Genomic DNA, 22,036 nt, shown 5'->3' with positions numbered 1-22,036 from the left:
CACGACCCGCACCTGCCAGGAGGCCACTCATGGGCGCTACACACCTGAACACAGATGCCGCTTCATCCGCAGAACACCCGGATGAAGATATCAGTATGCAGACCCGCTTTCAGGCGCCTATCCGTCACGTGACTCCTGCTACGCCGGAGGTATCCGTTCCGCTGAACGCGCCGCCTGTGGTGACTGGCTCGCATCCGGTTATTTCGGCGACTTCTACCGTCATCATTCAGGATGGTACGAACCCTCCGATTGTGGTGCGTACGCATCCGACGGGTCCTCTACCGCCGTTCCCGGGGCAGGGTCAGTTGCCCGCTTTTCTGCGCACCTACACCGCTGACGAGGTGAAGGAGCGCAAGCAGAAGCTCAAGAAGAACCTGCTGGTCCGCGCGGTTATTCTGTGTATTTTGACCCTGGTTGAAGGCCTCATTATCTCCCAGTACACGCAGCCGTTGGCGATTTGCTTTGGGTTTGTTGCGGCGCTTTACTTGGTGGTTCAGATGTGGCCGCTGATGCGCCCTCCGCGTGATTCGGCGGACGCCTCCGTGTATAGCGTTTGGGCTATCTGCTCCCTGATTGGGTTTGTTGCGGTGGGGCTGGTGCTTTCACCGATTACGTTCCTGCTGCTGATGCTCGACTGGGCTGGGGTTTCGATGGGGCTTGACCCCCTGCTGATACTTGTTGTCTTGGGCTTGGTCTGGTTGAGCGAGGTCGGTTTATCGTTGCTGACCATTTACCGCTTCAACAACTTGCGAATTGCGATGGCGAATCGGGCAGATTCTCCGTTGCTACCTGAAAGTATTTCTGCGACGGTTGATCCGTCCACTTCTGCCTAAAGTTTTGAGGCGGCGCGGTAGACGAACGCCGCGCCGCCGCCCACACTCACATCACACACTCGCTCATACGTTTTCCGCACACTATCAGCCGATATCCGAAAGATTCAGCTATGTCCGCCGTCGAGTCCTCTCCGCCATCCGCTCCGAACACCACGCATCCTACGAAGCCCGCCACCCCCACTCTCGTGTCTGTGGCGGGTTGGGTTCTGCTTGTTATTGCTGTGGGCTGGCTGGCGCTGATTGCATACACCGGCGTCTCCTATGCGACTACCCATTTGTCGCATTTTTCGACCTGGCGCGCCCAGTCGCTGGTGGATGCGCAGGCGTACTATCCGGTGCTTTTCCTAATGGTCAGCGCGTTCGGTAACGTGACCCTGCATGGTTTCTGCACGGTGGCGTATCTGCGTGGTTACCGGTGGGCGGCGTTGGTGCTGTCGGTGGCGTTAGCGTTGGGTGTTTTGGCTTCTTTGCTGATTATGCTGACTGTGGCGGCTCTTCTGGGCACGTTGAATGGTGCGCCGAGCCAGGATGTTGAGCTGCTGCTCAGTAGCGCTTCGCCGCTGTACACGCCGGTGTATATTGCGGGTCCGTACATGCTGGTGTGCGTGGTGGCGTTGGCGTTGGTGTGGTCGCGTCAGTCGCGTTCTTATATGGAGGCGCGCCGTGATTGGCGTGTGCGCCGCAGCGAGGATTACCTGATTTAGCCTCATTTCTTGCCGCGGGCACTGCGAGACACGGGTCTGCGGCTCACCGATAATTTTATTCACCCAACCACAGTTAGGATGACTCGTGCACCCTACTTCCGAACCTGCGCACGAATCCTCATCGCAGACTAGCCCCGGCGCCGCCAAGCGCACATATGATGAGCGGGCGGCGTTTGAAGAGGCGAAAAGAAACCTTGGCATAGTTGGCGAGAGGGAGCAGGAATTTAACCGGGGACTGGCGATTCTTGGTAAAGCCTATTCCATCGGTATGACGCTCATCCTGGTGTATTTCCTCCTGGATGCGTACCAGATTCTCGTTACTGCGGGTCGTAGTGTGAACATCGGCTCGTTCCTTAGTTATGCCCTGCCGAAAGTTCTGCCTGACGCCATCTTGGTGGTGCCGTTCCTCTGGATCGTTCTGGATTGGGTCAAAGACGGGTACATTAATCCGCGCCGTCTGATGATGCTGTACCTGCTGCTGTGCTGTGTGAGTGGTGTGCTTTCTTTCGCCGGTGTTTTTGGTATGGCTCAGGTACTTTTCCCTGCGTTCACTGCTCTGGATCCGGCATCGCATCCTGCCGCCGCTTCGTCTATCGTGACGCAGGTTCTGGTTGCGGTCATTATGGCGGGTAGCGCTGTTCTCATGTTTCTGCTGACCCGCCCGGCTGTGGGTGCGGTTCCGAGCTTTGCGGTGATTCGGAAACAGATGAGGGCTATCGAGGAAAGCACCTCGGGTGCTGAGGATGAAGAAGAGCTGACTCGCGAGGATGTTCTTCGTCAGCTTGAGAAGGAAGAAGGTCCGGTCAAGGACTCTACCGAGCAGCTGTTGCGTGAGCTTTCTGCCGATTATGCGCTCTCGAATGATCCGGCGGAGAAGAACCGCCTGTTGGATGAAATACAGCAGGTTCAGCGTGCCCAGAAGGCGGGTGTAAAGCCTAATCTTGGCGGCGCCTCCGCTGGTGAGTCGGGTAAGCCCCAGGAGCAAGCACACGGGGATGAGAAGGCTACTGCTGGATCTACCGCGACTACCACCCCTGCCGCCCCTGAGGTGGTGCTCCCACCGCGCCCGAAGGCGCTACGCGGCGTCATGTGGTGCGCTACAGCGATTATTATTCTGTCCGCAATCCAACGTATCTATGTATCTATCCATAACGAGGTGCCAGATCGCGTTATGGAAATGATGCCGGGCATCATCATTTCAGGTATATTTGCTACCTTCATCTTCTCTCTCATACCGATTTTCGTCCTTCGCCGATTGTGGAAGGGCCGTAGATGGGCGTACTTCCTCACCCTCTTCGGTAGCGCTTTTATAGTTTTTGTTGGGGCGCTGCATTTGCAGTCTTTCATCTCGGCTGATTATTTCTCCAGACTGGCGGATGAATCGTTAACGTCACGACCCAGAGACTACGTAGTTTCCATCGTGGTGAGTGACATTATGGGAGCTTTTCTCACGGCTTTCTATCTGGTGATTGTTGTGCTGCTTATCAGCCGTTCCACCAGGTCGTATGTGGCTGCTGCGCGATTGGCGCGCTTGAACGCACGCGAACAGGTGAACGCTGGTGACGGTTGGATTGTTGTGCATCAGGACGCAGAAACGCGTGCTCACCTAGAAGAAGAGCAGACGCGTTGGGAAGAGAAGGAAGCTAACCGACGGGCTGAAGAAGCGGCCGCGCAGCAGTACAAGATGACCCGCCGCACGGATGCGCGGAAGAACTCCCGTAGCGAACAGCGCGGCTATAAGGATACTTCCGTGTACACCGAGGAAGGCTACCGCCTCAACTAGGGTGTGCTGCCCCTCCTCATGGGGAGACTCTTCTGCACCCGCCCTGCGCTACAGCGTGCGGGGCGGGGAGCGAAGAGAAGAAAGGAACAATGATGTCAGAACGCACCCCAAAGCAGCCGTTGAACGATCCGGAGTACACGGTTCCCGAGTACAGCGTGCTGTTGCCCTCCGACGAGGCTGAAAATAGCACGGTGGAGAGTAGTGCGGCAGAGGACAACGCACCCGGCGACAGCGCCCCCGAGCACGCCACTACCGGCTATCGGGAGGCGACCGCCGACTACACCGCGACTGTCTCCGCCGAGCAGGTAATTCCGAAGCGCCCGCAGGCTATGCGCAGCGTCATATGGTGTGCAACCGCCATGATTGCGTTGGGGACCCTTAGCAATTTTCTAAGGGTCATGCTCCCATGGCAGTCGTATATCGATTTTGAGATGGTGGTGAGAACTCTCTTCTCTATGCTGGCGTTTACCCTCTTCGCCTCCATCATCCCGATTTTTATCCTCTGGAAAGTCTGGGATGGCCGTGAGTGGGCGCGCATTCTTACCATCATCGGCAATGCTTTTGCAGCGGCTAACGGTGTGTTTATTTTTGCGAATAGTTTCACGGACTCAAGGTATTCCTCCAGGGCGATAGGCGGGTCTTCGTCTTCAGCCTCTTACCTGGTAGATACCGTTAGCGGCACTCTTATGATTGTCCTTCATATCCTCATGATTGTGCTGCTGACTCGTGCTCCTATTAGGACGTACACACAAGTTGTTAGCGGAGCACGTGCGCTAGAACGCCAGCAGATGATGTCTGAGACGAGACAGGCTGCCGGTCAGGTGCCGGCGGAACTTCGAGAGCTTTTCGCTGATGATGAGGACGGCGAACGCACCTCATCAGGGGAGAACACCCCTCGACCCCCGCACCGTAGCGCGGGATGGGGAACATAGAAAGGAACAATGATGTCAGAATATGGATCTCCGGGGCTAGCCCCGCACTATCAGCAGAACCAGCCGTATCAGCCGCATTCTAACGGCCGCCCCGCTGCTCTGATATGGGTAACGGTGCTTACCGCGCTAGTTATTCTGATTGGGGCAACCCAGTCTACTGTGAGTGCTTTGGAATCGAACCACACCTCCATGAATTCAGAGGCGCTGGTGCAAGTAACGATCCCTGCGCTGGTCAAAATTATCCTGATGGATGCGGTGACCCTCATTGCCCTGTTGTTCCTCTGGCTGAGGCGTAATTGGGCGCGTATCGTCAGTATTATTTTGAGTGTTCTCGGTGCGCTGGGCGGTCTTTTTTCTATTTTTGGTTCCGTCATACTCTTCAACTCTGTTGATGTGCAGGCGCTGAGCGGCGCCGAGCTGGCGCACTTCATCTTTGTTCTTGCGTTGGTAAATCTGCCTACTGTCTGCCATGCGGTGATAGCGGTATTGCTGTTCACTCCAGGTATGCGCCGATACACGTACGCGGCTGGCTCATACTAAAGGCCTGTTGACGTGAGAAGGCGGTGATAGAGCCCGATGCGTGAGCATCAAACAGAGCTTGGGGGCGGTAAATTTCTGTGCCTCTTCTGCTGGGCTTGAGAGAATGCGAAAGGGTGGGGATACCAGACGGTATCTCCACCCTTTTGCGTTAAATATCGAAATCTTTTAGCTGGTAAAACCCTTTGAGTTACCTAAAAGGTTCCAGGCTTCGTATAAAAACGTTACTAGGCTCGAAGAGCTTACCCTATACTGAAAAAGTATTATTCTCTCAGCTAACTACATCAAATAACTCTTTTAGGTACGTTTAAGACAAATCTACCTATACGAGCACAACAATCACCGACTGACGCACCACAGTGCGAGCATACGAGAGAAAGAACAATGATGTTTAACAATACTTCCGGTGCCTCCGCGGGCACGCTGGCACCGCAGGCAGCTCAACCTAACGCCGCAGCAGCGAACTTTCCGGCACCGAACTTCGCGGCACCCGCCGCAACGGCATCCAATCTTCCGGTTCCTGCAGATGCCCGCCCCGTGTATGGTGTTCCGGGTGTCCAGCGCGCTATCAATCTTCCCCCGCGCCCTATTGCTATTTGGATGGTAAGCATTTGCGTGGTCTTGCTTCTGGCTACGTACCCCTTGCAGCCTCTTGTGGGTCTAGAGTTTATGTTTGCGTATGTACTGGCAGGCGCAACCATGGGGCTTACGATGATTCTCCCTATTGTGCTTGGAGTAGTCTCTGCCTGGTACCTCAATGAGGGTTATGAGTGGGCGCGAGTGGTGATTATTATCGAGGGCGCACTGCGTATGCTTCTGGATATTTTGGTTGTAGCTGGCTCTTCCCGATTCTTCCTGAGCAATGACTATAATTCGCAAGCGTTCAGGTTTATGTTTTTTGGTCCGTTTATGACCCTTGAGGGTATGTATGTGAAGCTCGCCTTTGATTTCATCATCCGTATCTTCTTTATTGTTCTTCTCTGCCAGCCGCAGGTGGGGCGGTATATCCATATACGTGGAGACCTGCGACGTATGGGCGTGCGTTAAACATAACTAACCGGGGCGCAACCCCGCCCGCCTCTTGAGGCAGGTTTCGCATGAGCCTGCCAAGTTTGAACAATCACCTGAACAATCACCGGCTTACGCATCAGCGTAGGGCACATACAAGAAAGAAAAACGATGTTAAACAATGCCCCCAACTCGTCGACTGTTGACCCGGCACCTCAGCCTAACGCCGCAGCACCGAACTTTCCGGTTCCGGGCACACCCGCTCCTTCATACAGCATGCCGGGCTCCTACGGAGTCGTTTACGTCCCTTCGCAGCCTGTCGCCCTGCGTGCGGCGATGGGTTGCGCAATCGCTGTGATGGTATTGGGCGCCCTATCATCCCTGTACGTGATGGCCTGGCGTGGTGTGGAATTCGCTGGTCTTTCATGGATTGGCTTTACCGCTATCGGCGGGCTCGTCATCTGGCAGCTCTGGCAAGGAGCCCGTTGGGCGCACATACTGGTCATCGTTGACTGTGCGCTATACCTTGTCCTTAACCTATTGGGCTTGCTGTTGCTTCCTCTTTTGAGTCAGATTGGTGTACCCGTCCTAGAAGTGATTGGGCTAGCAGGCGCATACCACTATGGAGATCCTAATGTCTTCTTTGTGCTGGCTCTAGGCAGGACCGCACTTGATGTTGTCTTGCATATTGCCATCATTATTCTTCTGGCTCAACCGCAGGTATTGCAGTACTTCAAAGCTCACGAGGACCTTCGAAGCATGTGCGTAAAGTAACCTCGCGGAGGTGTAGCTGGCTTCCGGGGCATCACCTCCACCGGGTTTGAGAGAACGCAAAAAGGTGGGGATACCAGACGGTATCCCCACCTTTTCTCATCCCCGGCTCAGGAGCCGAGAAGGACTCACGTATTACTCAGCAGATTCCTGCTTCGCCTTCGAACGGCCACGCAGGTACTCGATAATAACCGGTACCACAGAAACCGCCACAATAATCACAGCAATGTACTCAATGTTGTTGTGCACGAACGGGATACCGCCCAGCAGCACACCCGCCAGACCAATCAAACCAATCCACGCAACCGCACCAACGATATTCCACAGGTGGAACTTCTTACGGTCGTACGAAGAAATACCAGCCGCAAGAGACACAAAAGTACGAACAATCGGCACGAAACGACCCAGAACCAGAGCCAAACTACCGCGCTTCTGGAAGAACTCCTCAGTAGTGTGCAGGTTCTTGGTGCTCAGAATCTTCGCGTCATCCTTGAAGATCTTACGGCCGTAACGGGCACCAATCTGGTAGCCAACCTCAGCGCCAGCAATGGCAACCAGCACCAGGACCGGGAATGCAACCCACAGGGACAGGCCCATCTGCTCATGCAGCATACCCAGAGCAAAAATCAGGGAGTCACCCGGAAGAACCGGGAAAAGAACACCGGACTCAATAAATACGATAATTGCCGAAACAACCAGAACCCAGGGGCCGGTATCGAGCAGGAACTGCTCAAGGTCGAGGCCCAAGAGCGCAACCGGAAGATGCGCCAAAGCGGTGGCAAGAAAAGTCATGAAAAATCCTGAACTGTGAGTGGACCGCACGCACGGATCGGCGGCGGAGTAACACCAGCATAGAAAGCGTACCTATGGTGAACATTGTGCAAAACTATGCGGAGGCTGTGTATTACTGGCACAATTCTACCGGCATTTACGCCGGACGCACGGGTGAGCGAGGCGTAAATCTCCCCACCATCTCGGCTAAACAGCCGGAGGTGACGCGACGCTCGCACGCCTCCCCAAGAAATGACCATCCGCAGAGCCGGAGGATACGGGGTGTGACATGATGGAAAGAGAGCACGGCGCGTCGCGGCGTAGCGATTGACCCAACCACCCACTGTTGGAGAGAACCATGAACCCCGAACAGCCAGCTTCCAGCCCCACCGATCTCCTGCACACTGAAGCCCGCGAAGTGTTGCGCCGCCTCACCGGCGTCGCTGATGCCGAGTTCCACGACGGCCAGTACGAGGCGATTCGCGCCCTCGTAGCCGACCGCGCCCGCACCCTCGTCGTGCAGCGTACCGGCTGGGGTAAGTCCGCGGTCTACTTCATTTCTTCCCTGCTGTTGCGTGCCCGCGGTATGGGCCCGGCTCTTATTGTCTCCCCGTTGCTTTCCCTCATGCGTGATCAGGTCGAGGCGGCATCCCGCGCGGGAGTGCGCGCCGCCATGGTGAACTCCGCGAACGTCACCGAATGGGATGAAATCCGCACCCGCCTCGAAGCTAACGAGCTCGACGTACTCCTGGTGGGCCCCGAACGCCTCAATAACGCGGCGTTCCGCGAGCAGTGGCTACCGTACCTGCTGCCGCGCCTGGGGCTACTCGTTATTGATGAGGCGCACTGTATTTCTGACTGGGGCCATGACTTCCGCCCCGACTACCGCCGTATTGGTTCGCTCATTAGATCTCTGCCGGTGGGCGTGCCGGTGCTGGCGACTACCGCAACCGCGAATGACCGCGTTAGCCGCGATATCGCCGAACAGCTCAGCACTGATACCACCGCACCTGTACATGTGCTGCGTGGTCCGCTGTCCCGCAAGTCCCTGCGCCTGGGTGTTCTGACCCTGCCCCATGAGGCGCAACGCATCGGTTGGCTGCTCACGCACCTGAACAGCCTGCCCGGTTCGGGCATTATCTACACGTTGACTGTCTCTGCGGCAGAAGATACCGCAAATGCTCTGCGTGCCAGCGGCTACGAGGTGCTCGCCTACACCGGTAAAACTGACCCGGATGAGCGGCTGGTTGCAGAGCAGGCACTCAAGGAAAACAGGGTGAAGGCCCTTGTTGCGACGAGTGCCCTCGGTATGGGTTTTGATAAGCCTGATTTGGGTTTTGTTGTGCACCTGGGTGCGCCGTCGTCTGCGGTGAGCTACTACCAGCAGATTGGCCGCGCCGGACGAGGTGCCGTCAACGCTGATGTTCTGCTCCTGCCCGGTCGTGAAGACCGCGCCATTTGGGAGTATTTTGCGACCGCCTCCATGCCTAACGAGGAGCAGGCGCTGGCGGTGTTGGATGCCCTCGCCCAGTCCCCGGATGGGTTGAGTATTACTGCGTTGGAGGCGCGCGTTCAGTTGCGCCGCTCCACCCTGGAGCTTCTGCTGAAGGTGCTGGACGTTGAGGGTGCCGCCGTGAAGGAAGGCAACTATTGGCACCGAACTTCTTCGCCGTGGCAGTACGATAGTGCCCGTTACGCGGCGGTGGCGCAGGCTCGTGTGGCGGAGCAGAACGCCATGCTCGAGTATGAACGTACTAGTCAGTGCCGTATGCTTTTCCTAGCTCAGCAGCTTGATGATGCTTCCGCGACTGCTTGCGGCCGTTGCGATGTGTGCGCGGGCCCCTGGTACCCGGTTGAAGTTCCCGCTGAGGCGCAGCAGGCGGCACAGAGCAGCTTCAATACGGTGGGCGTGCCCCTGCAACCGCGCCGCATGTGGCCGAGCGGGCTGGACCAGCTGATGGGTGCGGATGCGCCGCGCGGTCGTTTGTCTAAGGACGAGCAGGCTGAATCCGGTTACGCTTTGGCGCGTCTGAGCGACATGGGGTACGGTACTCGTCTGCGTGAGCTTCTGGCGACGAATGAACTGGGTGAACCGGTTGATTCTGAGGCCCCTGCCGAGCTGGGGCGCGCCTGCGTGAAGGTGCTTGCCGCTTGGGAGTGGTCTGAGGCGGGTCGTCCGGTGGCGGTGTTGACTCTGCCGTCGCCGGTGCGTCCTCGTTTGGCTCAGTCCCTGGGTAGGGGATTGGCGTCGGTGGGTCGTCTGGTGGATTTGGGCCGGGTGTCTCTGGTGGGGGAGCCGCGTTTCTTTGGCGGTAATAGCGCGTTTCGCTGTGCGGATGTGCTGCGCTCGTACCGGGTACCTGCAGAGGTTCTGGACTATGTGAGTGAGCATCGGTGCCCTGTTCTGCTGGTGTCTGATGTGGTTGATTCGCGGTGGGCATTTACGGTTGTGGCGCGTGAGCTGCGGCTGGCGGGTGCTTCTGCGGTGTATCCTTTCTCTTTGGCTACTACCCACTAGTTGCGCCTATTAACGTTTATTTATTCCCCTGACGAGGTTGTATGTCATATTCGGAATATTCAAAATTGACGGTCACAGACGGTTCTTCCGCTGTGCTCAGCGATATTCCCGCTCGCCCCGAACACAGCGAGTGGATGGTCCGCGCCCTCGCCGAGGGTGCCGCTGCAGGTGAGCGTGGCGAGATTCCTATCGGTGCTGTGGTGGTGGATGAGCAGGGTGCCATTATTGGTTCGGCAGGCAATACCCGCGAGCGGGAGCATGATCCCAGTGCCCATGCGGAGGTGAACGCGATTCGTCAGGCGGCGGCGCATCGTGGTCAGTGGCGCCTGGACGGGTGCACGCTCGTGGTGACGGTTGAGCCGTGCCTGATGTGTGCCGGCACAATCCTGGCGTCGCGCGTTTCGACGGTGGTTTTTGGTGCTTGGGAGGAGAAGACGGGGGCTGCTGGCAGTCGTTACGATGTACTGCGTGACGGTAGGGTTGCTCCCGCTCCCGAGGTGTATGCGGGGGTGCGTGCTGATGAGTGTGCGCAGCTGATGGTGGACTGCTTTAAGGAACGCCGCCTCTGACCTGCCCTAGGCCTCACCCCTAAAGATGGTTTGTATAACGCGAAAAGCCGCGCAGAGATTGCGTGGCTTTTCGTGTTATTTGTACGAAAAACCCGATTTATTTGAAAAATGCTTCAAAAATTTCAAAAATGACCCCTGTTTTTCAAGAAAAGCCCACCACATCACACATAACCGGGTCTACCATATATAGGCATTGGAGCCTCCGCCTGCCCGCGCCTGACGTTCTACACCCCGCGCGGTGCCCGCGGATGACTCCCAGAAACTCACCCGAACCATCCATTCTCTGAGGGGATCTAACCGTGTTAAGCGTTGACAATATTTGGGCAAAAGGGCGCCACACTCCGCTTTTTGACCGCACCACCTTCTCAGTGGGCGAGGGTGAAGTCATTATCGTTCAGGCGGATAGCCAGTTGGAGCGTACCTCTCTCGCGTTGGCGCTGACTGGTCGCCTTCCCCTGTCCGGCGGAACGATTAGCTGGAGCAAGGGCGATGATGAGCCTCGCCGTATTTCGATGAAGCGTCTGCGTGCTCTCAGCAGCGTGGTGGACTCTCCTGATGTGACTGCTCCTGAGCAGCATATGCGCGTGCACGATTATGTGTCGGAGATGCTCTCCTATAACCTGCCAATTTTTGGTCGTTCCCGTGCGAGCCGCTGGTTGGCCGAGCGCGGTCTTGAGGAGCTGGACAGCCTGTGGATGGATGAGATTAGTGGCGAGATGAATATTGAGCTGATGGCTGCTTTGGCTCAGCATAGCCCCTCTGACCTGCTGGTTTTCGATACTCCTTCCCGACACCTGAACCACACGTACATGTGGCTTCCGTACCTGGAGGAGCTTGCCGCCGATGAGGACCACCCTCGCACGGTTGTGGCTGTTGTTCCGCATATTTCTGAATCGTGGCATGGTGCGCGTGCTGTGGTCGGTCGTGTCCCTGAGGAAAACGTGCCGGCTCCTGTTGAGGGCGAGATTGAACCCTCCAATGATTCCCCCGAACATGGCGAAAACGCTGAGAAGGAGTAAGAATGACTGTTCTGCGTGTGGCTCTTGTTGAGCTTAAGCGCCTGACCAGCGGTGTTTTGCCGGTTCTGGTGCTCATCGCGATGTCCTGTATTCCGCTGCTGTACGGCGCCCTGTACCTGTACGGCAACTGGGATGCTTACGGCCATGTGAATGGCATTGTGGGTGCCCTGGTGGTTGAGGATGAAGGCGCGACGGATTCTGAGGGTCAGCAGGTGAATACCGGTGCGGACGTGAAGAAGAACCTTCTAGACGCTGGCACGTTTGATTGGCGTCAGGTGCAGACTCGCACTGAGGCTGTTGAGGGCGTGGAGAACGGCACCTATGACTTTGCGATGGTGATTCCGAAGGACTTCTCCCGTAATTTGCAGAGTGCCGGTTCGTTCAAGCCTGATGCTGACGGTAAGACGGGCACTATTGATGCGCGTTCGGCGGGTATTGAGGTCATTACGAATGACGCGAACAACTATGTGCTGACGAATATTGTCACGAAGGCGGGCACTGCGGTGCGTGATTCGGTGGCTGAGAAGGTCGGTAATTCTACGGCGAATTCGCTGTTGGCTAGCTTCACGACTATTCATTCGAAGATGGGTGAGGCTGCTGATGGTGCGTCGAAGGTGAATAGCGGCACGGTGAAGCTGGCGGATGCTATCACTCAGCTGAAGGACGGCACTGCCACGGTGAATGATGGTGCCGTGAAGCTGAAGGATGGCACCTCCTCCTTGGCTGATGGTCAGTCCCAGTTGTTGGATGGTCAGAAGCAGTTGGCGGAGGGTGCCGCGAAGCTTGCTGATGGTGTGTCGACTTTGGATTCTGGCGCGGCGAAGCTGGATTCTGGTGCGTCGAAGCTTGCCGATGGTGCTTTGAGCTTGAAGGATGGTTCGTCGACTTTGGCTTCGGCTGCGGCGTCTGCTTCTGATGGTGCGGCGAAGTTGAAGGACGGTTCGGCGACTCTGGCTGAGGGTACCGCGAGCTTGAAGAGTGGTTCGGCGGCGGTTGCGAAGGGCGCTAATGATTTGGCGTCGGGTATTCATCAGATGCGTACTGGCATGGATCAGGCGGGTATTCGTGAGTTGCCGGCTGAGCTGAATGCGATGTGCACGCGCCTGCATGAGACGGATACGTCTGCTGGTAGTGGTGATTTTGGTCGTGACTTGTCGAATACTGTGGTGTCTGCGACTGCACAGAAGATGCGTGCTCAGTTGGCGCCGTTGGTTGAGGCGGGTACGTTGACTCAGGAGCAGGCTGATCAGCTGGTGGCTGCTGTTGATTCTGAGGAGACGAAGAATGAGGTTGCTGAGCTGAATCAGAAGGCTCTGCAGTCGCACCTGGCTACTCGTGATGCTGCCGCTGCTGATGCCCTGTCGAAGCTGAGCGCATTGAAGTCGAGCCATTGTATTTCTGATGGTTCGTCGTCGACTGCGGTGAAGATTCAGACTTTGGTTGCTGGCGTGGATTCGCTGGATTCCGGTGCGTCTTCGCTTGCCAAGGGCGCTTCGTCGGTAGCTGATGGCGCCGCTCGTGTGGATGCTGGCGCGTCCTCGTTGGCGTCAGGTTCGGCGAGCCTGGCTGATGGTAATTCTAAGATTGCTTCGGGTGCTTCGAGCCTTGCGAGTGGTTCTGCGACTCTGTCGGGTGGTGCTTCTGAGCTGAAGGAGGGTACCGATTCTTTGAAGAGCGGTACTGCCGAGCTGAAGGATGGTAGCGGTACTCTGGCGGAGAAAGAGCAGTCTGCGGTTGAGGGTCAGCAGAAGTTGGCTGATGGTGCGAATGAGCTGAAGGATGGTGCGTCGCAGCTTTCTGACGGTACGGCGAAGCTGTCTGATGGTTCTACTCAGCTGAATGATGGTGCTTCCGAGTTGAAGGATGGTACTTCGTCGTTGGAGAGCGGCCTGGCTTCTGGTGTTAAGCAGGTTCCGAGCCTTGCTCCGACTGATCAGGCGAAGGTTGCGGATACGATGTCGAACCCGGTGACTTTGTCGCATGATTCCTTGGCGTCGGGCCGTAACTATGGTGAGGGCATGGGCCCGTTCTTCATGTGCTTGGCGTTGTGGATTGGCGGCTTGATGCTGGTTCAGACGTTGCGCGTGATGAATAACCGTGCGTTGGCTTCGCATGCTCCGTCGATTCGTGTGATGCTCGGTAGCTGGATGCCGTTCGGCCTGGTGGGTATTGCTCAGGCGACTTTGATGTTTGCCGCGATTAAGTTTGGTTTGGGCTTTGAGATGGCTCATCCGTGGCTGGTGTGGCTGTTCCTCTGCTATGTGGCTTTGGTCTTTACCGGCTTCATTCACGGTCTGACGGTGATTTTGGGTGCGCCGGGCAAGCTTGTTGCTTTGGTCATTCTGATTCTGCAGCTGATTACTGCGGGCGGCACGATGCCGTATGAGACTTTGCCTGAGTCGATTCGTTGGATGCATGATTTCTTCCCGATGGGTTATGCGGTGGCGGGTACGCGTCGTTTGGCGTATGGCATTAATGAGTCGAGCCTGTGGGGCATCATGCTGGTTTTGACTCTGTGGGGTCTGGCTGGTCTGATGTTGGGTTACATTGGCACGCGTCGTGATCGTACGTGGTCGCTGAAGAAGCTGGCTCCGGAGATTACGGTGTAACAAACCCTGTTTGGTCGCACCGGGGGAAAACTGTCTAATAAAATAGAGATATATCTGCAAAAAGGGAGGGAGGACTGCTGATGTTGCAGCGCCCAGTCGCTGAAGCTTCAAGTCGTCGTCCCGGCCGTACAGGTAGAACTCAGTTGAAGTTGTTCAACGCTGCTATGGAAATCATGACCGAAAAGGGGCTTGAGTACGCCACTGTTGAAGAGGTGGCTGCCCGGGCGGGTGTTTCTAAGGGAACCGTGTATTACAACTTCGGTTCTAAGAAGACCATGGTGGATCAGCTGGTTCAGTACGGCACGCAGTTGCTGCTGAGCGATGCGCGTCGCGCGGCGTCGGTTCATTCTGATCCGCGTGAGGCGTTGCGGAGTGCTGTTCGCGCCGCGTTCCAGTATCTTGAGGACCGTCCGGGTTTTACTCGGATGTGGCTTTCGGAGGCGTGGAAGGGTGCGGATGGTTGGACTGAGGCGATGAGCGATAACCGTCTGAATCTTCTGGATTTTTTGGAGGAGATGACGGAGGCTGTGGCTCGCCGCTATACGGTTGATACCGCTCAGAATCCTCGTGCGATTGCGATCTCTATGTTCGGCGCGATTTACATGTTTGCTATGGATCGTGAAGTGCATCAGGCGGAGCGCAATGCTGAGGATGCAACGCGTGCTGTCATGCTGGTTGTAGATGGGTATATCCGTCATTAGGCGGACCTGTTAGGGTCTGTAGACGTAGCCGGGACTTCGGTGTCGGGTGTCGAAAAGGGCACGGTGAAAGGGGCCGTGAAAGGGGCGACACCCGGCTGCCGTACGCGCACGATATGTAGGCTCATTCTTGCCCTCCTGTTGGGGGTGTGCTATAGTTTTCCACTGTTGGTGGTGTGTCCGAGCGGCCGAAGGTGCATCACTCGAAATGATGTTTGGTGTAAAAGCCAACGGGGGTTCAAATCCCTCCACCACCGCACCAACGAAAACCCGTCGAGATTCGTCTCGGCGGGTTTTTGCATGCCTGGATTGTTCTGGGGTGCTGCTGGCGGGTGTGTTGGTGGGTGTTTGTGCGGGGGTACTTCGCCTCGTTTTATAGGTTGTGTGCCACTTCCGGGGCTTTGCCGGTGCTTGCTGATTTGGGGGTGGGTAAAATCGTATTATGCGTATTAAGATTCTTGACCACCCGCTGGTCTCTCACAAGATTAGTGTTCTGCGTGATAAGAACACCCCGTCCCCGATTTTCCGTCAGCTGGTTGATGAGCTGGTGACCCTTCTTGCCTATGAGGCGACTCGCGAGATTCGTGTGGAAGAGGTTGAGGTTGTGACTCCGGTGGCGACTACTACCGGTGTTCGTATTGCTGATCCTAAGCCGCTGGTTGTTCCGATTCTGCGTGCTGGTCTGGGCATGCTTGAGGGTATGACTCGCATGGTGCCGACCGCTGAGGTGGGCTTCCTGGGTATGGCTCGTAATGAGGAGACCCTGGATATTGTGACTTATGCTGAGCGTCTGCCGGAGGATCTGACTGGTCGTCAGGTGTACCTGCTGGATCCGATGCTGGCTACCGGTGGCACTCTGATTGAGGCCATTAAGTTCCTGCGTGAGCGTGGTGCTGAGTCTGTGACTTGCGTGTGCCTGATTGCTGCTCCTGAGGGCATTGCTGCTCTGGAGAAGGGCATTGAGGGTATGGAGAATGTTGACCTGTTCCTGGCTGCTCGTGATGAGCGTCTGAACGAGAAGGCGTACATTATTCCGGGTCTGGGCGATGCTGGTGACCGCCTGTACGGTCTGGCTGAGTAGTTTTTCAGCGTTATTCACGTGATGTGAGTGGGGCGCCTCTGCATATGTTTAAGCATGTGCGGGGGCGCTTTGTTGTGTCTGCTGGAGGCCGTGTGCAGGTCATATGGTGTGGTGTTGAGGGATGTGTGTCTAACGGTCTGCTGTCTTGGGTGTTTATGGTGTTGTTGGGCGCTTGTGTGGGTTTATGAAACACCCTTGATAATATGTGATGAGGAACACTATAGTGCTTTGAGGGGCTTAAAATATATTGAGCATATTCACAGCTTCACATGAAAATACAGGGTGAAACCAGTAAATAAAAGAAGCTATGAATATTTATAAGGGAAAAAAATACTGAAAGCTTCAGGTAGCCCCTGAAACCCCAAAACGCGAGAGGGGGTATTGTACTCCTCTCGCCCATAAAGATGAATCCACTATGCTGAATCCGCTTGATTTATCCGTCAAATAGGAGAAATATTAAGTAAGAGGATTGAAGCTCGAACAGGTATTGGGGACTGTTTGACTCGGCGTCACTTCCGGCGCACCCCACACTACGTACGACAGGGATCCCGTACACAGACTTTGAGAGAAGGTTGAACCATGTCAGGCGCTGTACCTGGATATGTCCACATCTCCCAGCGCGGCCGCGCCGCTAAGCGCCAGGTCGTGCAGCCTCAGCGTCCCGCTGCGCAGGCCGCAACGTTGCGTCCGATGACTTTCTCAGCCGGTGACTCTGCCCATAAGCAGGCTCAGGAAAATGAAGCACGCGGCTTCGTGCTCTATGTTGGTTTGAACGAGGAACTTGCTGCAGCGAACGGCACCTCCCTGGTGCGTATCGTTCAGGATCTGCGCACTTATGCACACCACCTGGCTCCCGAGTCGGAGTCGTACGCCGCTGTGGCGTTGGCTCCAGTGAATGCTGAGGGTAGCGACCTTGAGGTGGTACGTAATGCGCTCGGCGATCCGACCGCAATGTATATGCACCCGGAGGCGCATGTCGCCCGCGAAGCAGAGACCACGAATAGCCACTCTTCGGGTGTGCTGATTGACCTGGCGCGCCGCGAGGTGTTCCTGGATGGTGAGCCGCTCATGCTGACCTTCAAGGAATTCGAGCTGCTGGCACACCTGGTGGAGAACTCTTCCCGCACCGTGGGTCGTGAGGAGCTGCTGAAGGCGCTGTGGAGCTCCGGTGACGAGCATCCGCATGAGCGTACGATTGACGTGCATATTCGTCGTCTGCGTTCGAAGCTGGGTCGCCTGTCGGGTACCGTGCGTACGGTGCGCGGTCAGGGTTACCGCTTCTTTGAGCACCCCGAGGTTGTTGTCTGGGCTGCTCCGGAATACTCGATTTAGCGTGTACAGAATTTAGCTTCTGTAGAGTGCACCCCGGTGTGCTGGCGTGATGCCGGTGCGCCGGGGTTTACTTGTGCCCGCCTGGGGGTGTTAGTGTGCGTGCTGTGGCGGTGTGCGGCATGTTCCGGCGCCCTCTAGATAGAATGGGTGTATGGCTGAAAATTCTTCCAACACTGCATCTGGCTCGTACCGCAGCGGGGTCAAGCGTCTGATTATTATGCGCCATGCGGAGGCTGATTGGGGTCTGAATGATTTTGATCGTCCGCTGACGAAGCGTGGTCATGAGCAGGCTGCCGCTGCTGGCGCTTGGCTGGCGGCTCGCGGTTATATTCCGGAGCAGATTATGTCGTCATCGGCTTTGCGTACTCGTCAGACGACGACTTGGGTTTCGGATGGTTTGGGGGCGAAGGCGCCTACCGCTCATCTGGATGAGGGGCTGTACGAGGTGTCTGCGTCCCGCATTATTGCGCGCATCAACAGCGTTTCGGAGAATGTTCATTCTCTGATGGTAGTGTCGCATCTGCCCGGTGTACAGGATGCCGCGCAGCGCCTGATGAGCCCTGATTCTGACCCGAATGCGTCCATGGATGTGTATTACGGTTTCCCGCCCTCTTCTATTGCGGTGTTTGAGGTGCCGGGGGAGTGGGCTCTGCTGGATGGTGCGGATGCGCGCCTCGTGGATTTCAAGAGCTTCTAGTCCTGAAACTTCTAGCCCAAGAGCTTCTAGGCTTCGTGCCTGAATGAAATGGGTAAAGCAAAAGCCCCGTACCAACCGGTACGGGGCTTTTTGTGGCGGAGACGGGGGGATTTGAACCCCCGGTCGAGTTTAACCCCGACCCTTCATTAGCAGTGAAGTCCATTCGGCCGCTCTGGCACGTCTCCACGGTGCGCTTGTGAGCGCATCCCTATAAGAATATAGGCTGTTTTGCGCTTGGTCAATTCGACCTGTGAGGTGCGAGAGATATATGCGGGTGGGGTGGTGTTAGTTTCTTCGCGATCGTGATTTCTTTACCTGCGAGAAACGTGTGAATAGAGCCGTTTAACCTTTAAATACCCTGAATTTAGGTGTTTGAGGTATTTAGGTGATGTAGTTTTGAGGGTAGAAGCGACATTGCAGTCCAGATAGAAAGGCCCCCATCCGTGACTACCACCGTTCCTCAGATGCCCCAAGCTCCTCAGAAGACTCAGCCTCCTCAGGGTGCTCCCTCCTCTGTGAATAACCCGGCTTTCAATAGTCAGCAGGTTGCGCAGTCTGCGGTGCATCCTGCGCAGTTTGCGCAGCCGGTGTATGTTCTTCCCGAACAGGAGAACACACACACTCAGGGCTGGATTATTGCGATGGCCTCGGTCATTATCGGTGTTCTTGGGCTGATTAGTGTTTTTGTGCTGAATTATTTGACGGGCGGAGGCGCTTCCCTTCTTCTGGGTCTTACGGGCTGGGTTCTAGCGATTGCTTCACGCCACCGCGGTCATATGCGTGTGGCTGGTGTTGCGTTGGGAGTTATGAATATGTTGCTTGGTATCCTGACTGTGCCTTTCGAGATGCTGCTATTGATTCTGGTCATGATGCATGTTTAGACAATATCGTTCATAGCTACTGGTCAGAGAAAGTCCGCGAGCGCCCCGTGTGTCCGCGGGCTTTTGCGTGTCCGCCTGCTTAGCTGTAGCAGTTTTTATGGTCACCTGACGCGGGTTTTTCGTCGTGGACTATGGGCTAGGGGCTTTGAGGTTCATAAGCATGTTCGGTACACTGCATGAGTCCCAACCGATAAATAGAGGGCATCTCTGACGTTTTATCTTCCGATACAGCACATCAGAGGCACCTCATCACTCAGCAAAGCGAGAAATCATGTCTGAAAACCCCAACAACCCCCAGCCCCAGTTCAACCAGGACCCCCAGTTCAGCCAGCAGGCACCCCAGTATGGTCAGCAGGCTCCGTACGGTCAGCCGGTCCCGACCCCCGAGCAGCAGGCTCAGATGAAGAGGGCGAAGATTCTGTCGATTCTCGCTATTGTATTTGGCGCTATTGGTCTGGTCCTTCTAAGCCCGCTTTTCAGCGCACTGGGCCTGGCTTTTGGTTTGGCGTCTCTGCGTGTCCCTGAGCTGCAGTCCCGTGGTCTGGCACTGACTGGTTCCATTATCGGTGGTACTGCTCTGGTCCTGAGCATTATTGTTGTCGCGCTGGGTGCTCTCAAGAACCTGGGCTAGGACCTTATAGCGTTTTAGCCAGCATCCTCCATGGAGATTGGCTACAGAAAGCCCGCGAGCGCCCTGTGTGTCCGCGGGCTTTTGCATATCCGTTAGAGCGGCTAGCTAATGCATTGCGGTGCATTGTGGGGGCTTGGATAGCGGATGTAGTTGTACCCGTTCCATTCATGGGTTAGGGTGAATTAGGTTTAACGCACACCAGCCGTACGAAAGTGAGATGCCGTGTCTCAGAATCCTCGGGGTTCAGACCCCTACGACTACAACCCGGACTACAACCGTCTGAACGAGCAGTACAACCAGAACACTCAGTACGGGCAGAACACTCAGTACGGTCAGTATGGCCAGTACGGGCAGAGCTCCTACGATCAGTATTCTTATGACCAGTACGGTCAGAATTCGTACGGTCAAGACTCGTATGGTCAGAATCAGTATGACCCGTACGGTCAGCAGTACCAGCAGCCCGACCAGTACGGTCAGCCCATGATGGTTCCTGTGGGCTTTTTGCAGAAGACCCCCGAGCAGCTTGCCGGTGAGAAGGCAGCTCAGACTTCCACGGTGCTGGGTATTATCAGCTTGGCGTGTATAGTGACTCTCAGCTGGTGGCTGTTTGGTCTGCCTTCCCTGATTCTGGGTGTTATCGGTATTCTCAAGGCTAATGAGGCAGAGCGTTATGGTGTGGCTGCTTCAGCTGGTCGTATCTTGAACTGGATTAGCGTAGCCATTGGTGGCATGTTCCTGGTGCTTTTCGGCGGAGGTCTTCTGCTGGCGATTATGCTGGCTCTTTCTGATTCTGCCGCAAATTCTAGTCTCGTGGAGACTGTGCAGATACTGGCATTCTTCTAAACACTTTCACCCTCATTGGAGGGTACGCAAAAGCCCCGCTCCTCAATACGAGGAACGGGGCTTTGCTGTGTATATGCCGTATATCTCGTGGATTGGTCCTGACATGCTTGTTCCCGCGCGGGGGAAGGTCTAGGGTGGGTTTAGCATCTGTGTCGGTACGTGAAAGGTTGTGGATGCGATGTCGCAGCTACCCCAAAATAATGAAGTTTTTGATGACAATCCCGAATACGCCAAGCTCCACCCGGGAAATAACAATGGGCAATCCGCCCCGGGTAACCAACCACTACCTACACGTCAGTTTTACCCGAGCTACCCGAGGAATATTGTCGGACCTGTGGGCATCCTGGAAGAAGGGCGTAAGTTGGCTCAACGGTCATTGACCTTTGGCATCATCAGCGTGGTGCTTATCCTCTTGACGTTCTTGCTGCCCTACACCCTCCTCGGATCTTTTATTCTGGGCATCCTGGGAATCTTGTCTGCACGAGACGCGGAATGTCACGGCGTACCGGCAAAGGCGGGGCATATCCTCAGCTGGATTGGTGTGATTCTGCCCATCGCCCTATCAGTCCTGGCGGCTATTGCCCTGTTAATGCTTGTTTTCACCTTGAAAGGATAGTGTCGTAACCGGCTTAGGAAGTTTGGATGGCCGAGAGTCGAATTCATGGTCTTTCGTATGTGATATGTAAAGAGCCCTGTTCCTCAATGCGAGGAGCGGGGCTTTGCTGTGTGTATGCCGTATGTTTTGTGGAATCGGCTCGACATGCTTGTTCTCTCGGCGGGGAAAGCATAGGGTGGGCTTAACACCCGGTATTGAAAGGTTATGATGCAACGATGCAGGATCCAATCCTAGGCCCGTATTCCGACCCAGCAGCTGGTCTGCGCTCGAAACCTCATCGCCACAAACAGGGTGCTGATATTGAAGAGCCCCCTATGATACAGAGCGGTGGGAAAACAGCGACTAATCTAGGGGAGCGAGCCTCCCAACTTTCACTCACTTTTGGTGTGCTCAGCCTCATCAACATCTTGGTGTTGGGTTCGTGGTTTTTCGGTATCCCCACTGTCATCTTGAGTGTCCTTGGTCTACAGAAAGCTAAGGAAGCGGATAGTTACGGCGTAGTTTCTCTTGCGGGTCGAATCCTGAGCTGGATAGCTATCGCTGTGTTTGTCCTTGGGTACGTACTGATTGTGTGGGCGTGGTTCAATGCCGAATAGGTTTTTGCGAAGCACCAGGCTGAGGTATTCAACTAACGCGTGTAGATTCTGAAAGGTTGTGGATGCGATGTCGCAGCTACCCCAAAACATTGAAGCCTTCGATTACAACCCCGAATACGCCAAGCTCTACCAGGAAGATAACAACGAGCTGCCTAGCCCGGATACATCTGACGAGCAGCTACTGCCCGCAAATGAGTCTCTGGATGAGTTCTCAGATCAAGCGGCGGGTAAAAGAGCAGCGAACCTCTCCCTACTTTTTGGCTTCCTCAGCCCGCTGTCTTTCTTTCTAGGGTTCTGGTGTCTTGTCCAAGGTCTTGAAGAAAGTGCTCTGCAGGTAGCTATCCTTGCCCCAATCCTGAACATCCTGGGTATCTGGCAGGGGTTCGCGGCGAGGCGGCGCGGTACGCGTGCCAGCAGTGGCCTGATCCTCAACGGGCTGGGGCTATGCATTTTCATCGGTATCGCCGCCCTCATCATGCTGATTGTGAACGCCTTGTCAGGCATCAACTAACGACGCCGGCTCGATAGTGAGCCCAGATGCTCTCTCGAGTCGCTAGACACTTAACACCCGGTATTGAAAGGTTGTGGATGCGATGTCGCAGCTACC

General features: G+C 55.7%; 21 protein-coding genes and 2 tRNA genes. 21 read left to right on the top strand and 2 right to left on the bottom strand.

Annotated features, from left to right (window positions below):
- The first annotated feature begins 95 nt into the window (after positions 1-95).
- The 7 genes from HMPREF2884_RS02715 (at position 96) to HMPREF2884_RS02685 (ending at position 6,571) form a co-directional block, all read left to right on the top strand.
- The gene (locus HMPREF2884_RS02715) at positions 96-833 is read left to right on the top strand and encodes an organic solvent tolerance protein OstA (RefSeq protein ID WP_239665165.1); all 738 of its coding nucleotides are present in this window, start codon (positions 96-98) and stop codon (positions 831-833) included.
- 110 nt (positions 834-943) lie between these two features.
- Entirely contained in the window at positions 944-1,537 is a 594-nt protein-coding gene (locus HMPREF2884_RS02710; protein ID WP_005504401.1) for a flagellar type III secretion system protein FlhB, read from the top strand.
- A 268-nt stretch (positions 1,538-1,805) separates the two neighbouring features.
- The gene (locus HMPREF2884_RS02705) at positions 1,806-3,320 is read left to right on the top strand and encodes an ABC transporter permease (protein WP_246827910.1); all 1,515 of its coding nucleotides are present in this window, start codon (positions 1,806-1,808) and stop codon (positions 3,318-3,320) included.
- A gap of 89 nt (positions 3,321-3,409) precedes the next feature.
- A complete protein-coding gene (locus HMPREF2884_RS02700; protein ID WP_246827909.1) occupies positions 3,410-4,252 on the top strand; it encodes a multidrug ABC transporter permease in 843 nt (280 codons plus the stop codon).
- A 9-nt stretch (positions 4,253-4,261) separates the two neighbouring features.
- A complete protein-coding gene (locus HMPREF2884_RS02695; protein ID WP_141753491.1) occupies positions 4,262-4,792 on the top strand; it encodes a hypothetical protein in 531 nt (176 codons plus the stop codon).
- A 381-nt stretch (positions 4,793-5,173) separates the two neighbouring features.
- Entirely contained in the window at positions 5,174-5,836 is a 663-nt protein-coding gene (locus HMPREF2884_RS02690; RefSeq protein ID WP_141753490.1) for a hypothetical protein, read from the top strand.
- Positions 5,837-5,968: 132 nt separating this feature from the next.
- On the top strand, positions 5,969-6,571 hold the full coding sequence (locus HMPREF2884_RS02685) for a hypothetical protein (protein ID WP_070615383.1): 603 nt from the start codon (positions 5,969-5,971) through the stop codon (positions 6,569-6,571).
- Positions 6,572-6,703: 132 nt separating this feature from the next.
- Here HMPREF2884_RS02685 and HMPREF2884_RS02680 read toward each other — a convergent pair whose 3' ends face one another.
- A complete protein-coding gene (locus tag HMPREF2884_RS02680) occupies positions 6,704-7,360 on the bottom strand; it encodes a DedA family protein (protein ID WP_005507588.1) in 657 nt (218 codons plus the stop codon).
- 337 nt (positions 7,361-7,697) lie between these two features.
- On the opposite strand from HMPREF2884_RS02680, the gene HMPREF2884_RS02675 reads away from it, so the two are divergent.
- From HMPREF2884_RS02675 to HMPREF2884_RS02635, 9 genes are all read left to right on the top strand, one after another.
- On the top strand, positions 7,698-9,857 hold the full coding sequence (locus HMPREF2884_RS02675) for a RecQ family ATP-dependent DNA helicase (RefSeq protein ID WP_070615380.1): 2,160 nt from the start codon (positions 7,698-7,700) through the stop codon (positions 9,855-9,857).
- Between the two features lie 41 nt (positions 9,858-9,898).
- Complete coding sequence (locus HMPREF2884_RS02670) at positions 9,899-10,426, top strand: nucleoside deaminase (RefSeq protein WP_070615377.1); 528 nt, start codon at positions 9,899-9,901, stop codon at positions 10,424-10,426.
- Positions 10,427-10,725: 299 nt separating this feature from the next.
- Positions 10,726-11,445, top strand: a complete 720-nt coding sequence (locus HMPREF2884_RS02665; protein ID WP_070615374.1) for an ABC transporter ATP-binding protein — start codon at positions 10,726-10,728, stop codon at positions 11,443-11,445.
- 2 nt (positions 11,446-11,447) lie between these two features.
- Entirely contained in the window at positions 11,448-14,054 is a 2,607-nt protein-coding gene (locus HMPREF2884_RS02660; protein WP_070615370.1) for a YhgE/Pip domain-containing protein, read from the top strand.
- 80 nt (positions 14,055-14,134) lie between these two features.
- Positions 14,135-14,755, top strand: coding sequence for a TetR/AcrR family transcriptional regulator (locus HMPREF2884_RS02655; protein ID WP_005504416.1), 621 nt, complete (start codon positions 14,135-14,137; stop codon positions 14,753-14,755).
- Positions 14,756-14,922: 167 nt separating this feature from the next.
- Positions 14,923-15,009, top strand: a tRNA-Ser gene (locus HMPREF2884_RS02650).
- Between the two features lie 185 nt (positions 15,010-15,194).
- On the top strand, positions 15,195-15,833 hold the full coding sequence (gene upp / locus HMPREF2884_RS02645; protein WP_005504417.1) for a uracil phosphoribosyltransferase: 639 nt from the start codon (positions 15,195-15,197) through the stop codon (positions 15,831-15,833).
- A gap of 579 nt (positions 15,834-16,412) precedes the next feature.
- Positions 16,413-17,165 carry a winged helix-turn-helix domain-containing protein gene (locus HMPREF2884_RS02640; RefSeq protein ID WP_070615368.1) on the top strand — a complete coding sequence of 251 codons (753 nt, stop codon included), beginning with the start codon at positions 16,413-16,415 and terminating at the stop codon, positions 17,163-17,165.
- A gap of 151 nt (positions 17,166-17,316) precedes the next feature.
- Positions 17,317-17,862, top strand: coding sequence for a SixA phosphatase family protein (locus HMPREF2884_RS02635; protein WP_012902807.1), 546 nt, complete (start codon positions 17,317-17,319; stop codon positions 17,860-17,862).
- Positions 17,863-17,955: 93 nt separating this feature from the next.
- Here the strand turns inward: HMPREF2884_RS02635 and HMPREF2884_RS02630 are convergent.
- A tRNA-Ser gene (locus HMPREF2884_RS02630) sits at positions 17,956-18,047 on the bottom strand.
- Positions 18,048-18,305: 258 nt separating this feature from the next.
- Here HMPREF2884_RS02630 and HMPREF2884_RS02625 point away from each other — a divergent pair.
- The 5 genes from HMPREF2884_RS02625 (at position 18,306) to HMPREF2884_RS02600 (ending at position 21,940) form a co-directional block, all read left to right on the top strand.
- Positions 18,306-18,743 (top strand): hypothetical protein, encoded by a 438-nt coding sequence (locus HMPREF2884_RS02625; protein WP_141753489.1) that lies wholly within the window; start codon positions 18,306-18,308, stop codon positions 18,741-18,743.
- Between the two features lie 271 nt (positions 18,744-19,014).
- Complete coding sequence (locus HMPREF2884_RS02620) at positions 19,015-19,374, top strand: DUF4190 domain-containing protein (protein ID WP_070593200.1); 360 nt, start codon at positions 19,015-19,017, stop codon at positions 19,372-19,374.
- Between the two features lie 222 nt (positions 19,375-19,596).
- Positions 19,597-20,217: a DUF4190 domain-containing protein gene (locus tag HMPREF2884_RS02615; protein ID WP_005507579.1), complete on the top strand. Its 621-nt coding sequence runs from the start codon at positions 19,597-19,599 to the stop codon at positions 20,215-20,217.
- Between the two features lie 178 nt (positions 20,218-20,395).
- Complete coding sequence (locus HMPREF2884_RS09100) at positions 20,396-20,833, top strand: hypothetical protein (protein ID WP_070674494.1); 438 nt, start codon at positions 20,396-20,398, stop codon at positions 20,831-20,833.
- Positions 20,834-21,496: 663 nt separating this feature from the next.
- Positions 21,497-21,940 carry a hypothetical protein gene (locus HMPREF2884_RS02600; protein WP_070615360.1) on the top strand — a complete coding sequence of 148 codons (444 nt, stop codon included), beginning with the start codon at positions 21,497-21,499 and terminating at the stop codon, positions 21,938-21,940.
- Positions 21,941-22,036: the final 96 nt, after the last annotated feature.

It is taken from the genome of Rothia sp. HMSC073B08 (assembly GCF_001812975.1).
In the GTDB taxonomy this organism is placed as follows: Bacteria; Actinomycetota; Actinomycetes; order Actinomycetales; family Micrococcaceae; genus Rothia; species Rothia mucilaginosa.
The sequence above is the reverse complement of the archived record's forward strand: the minus strand, read 5'-3'. Positions and strand labels throughout refer to the sequence as shown.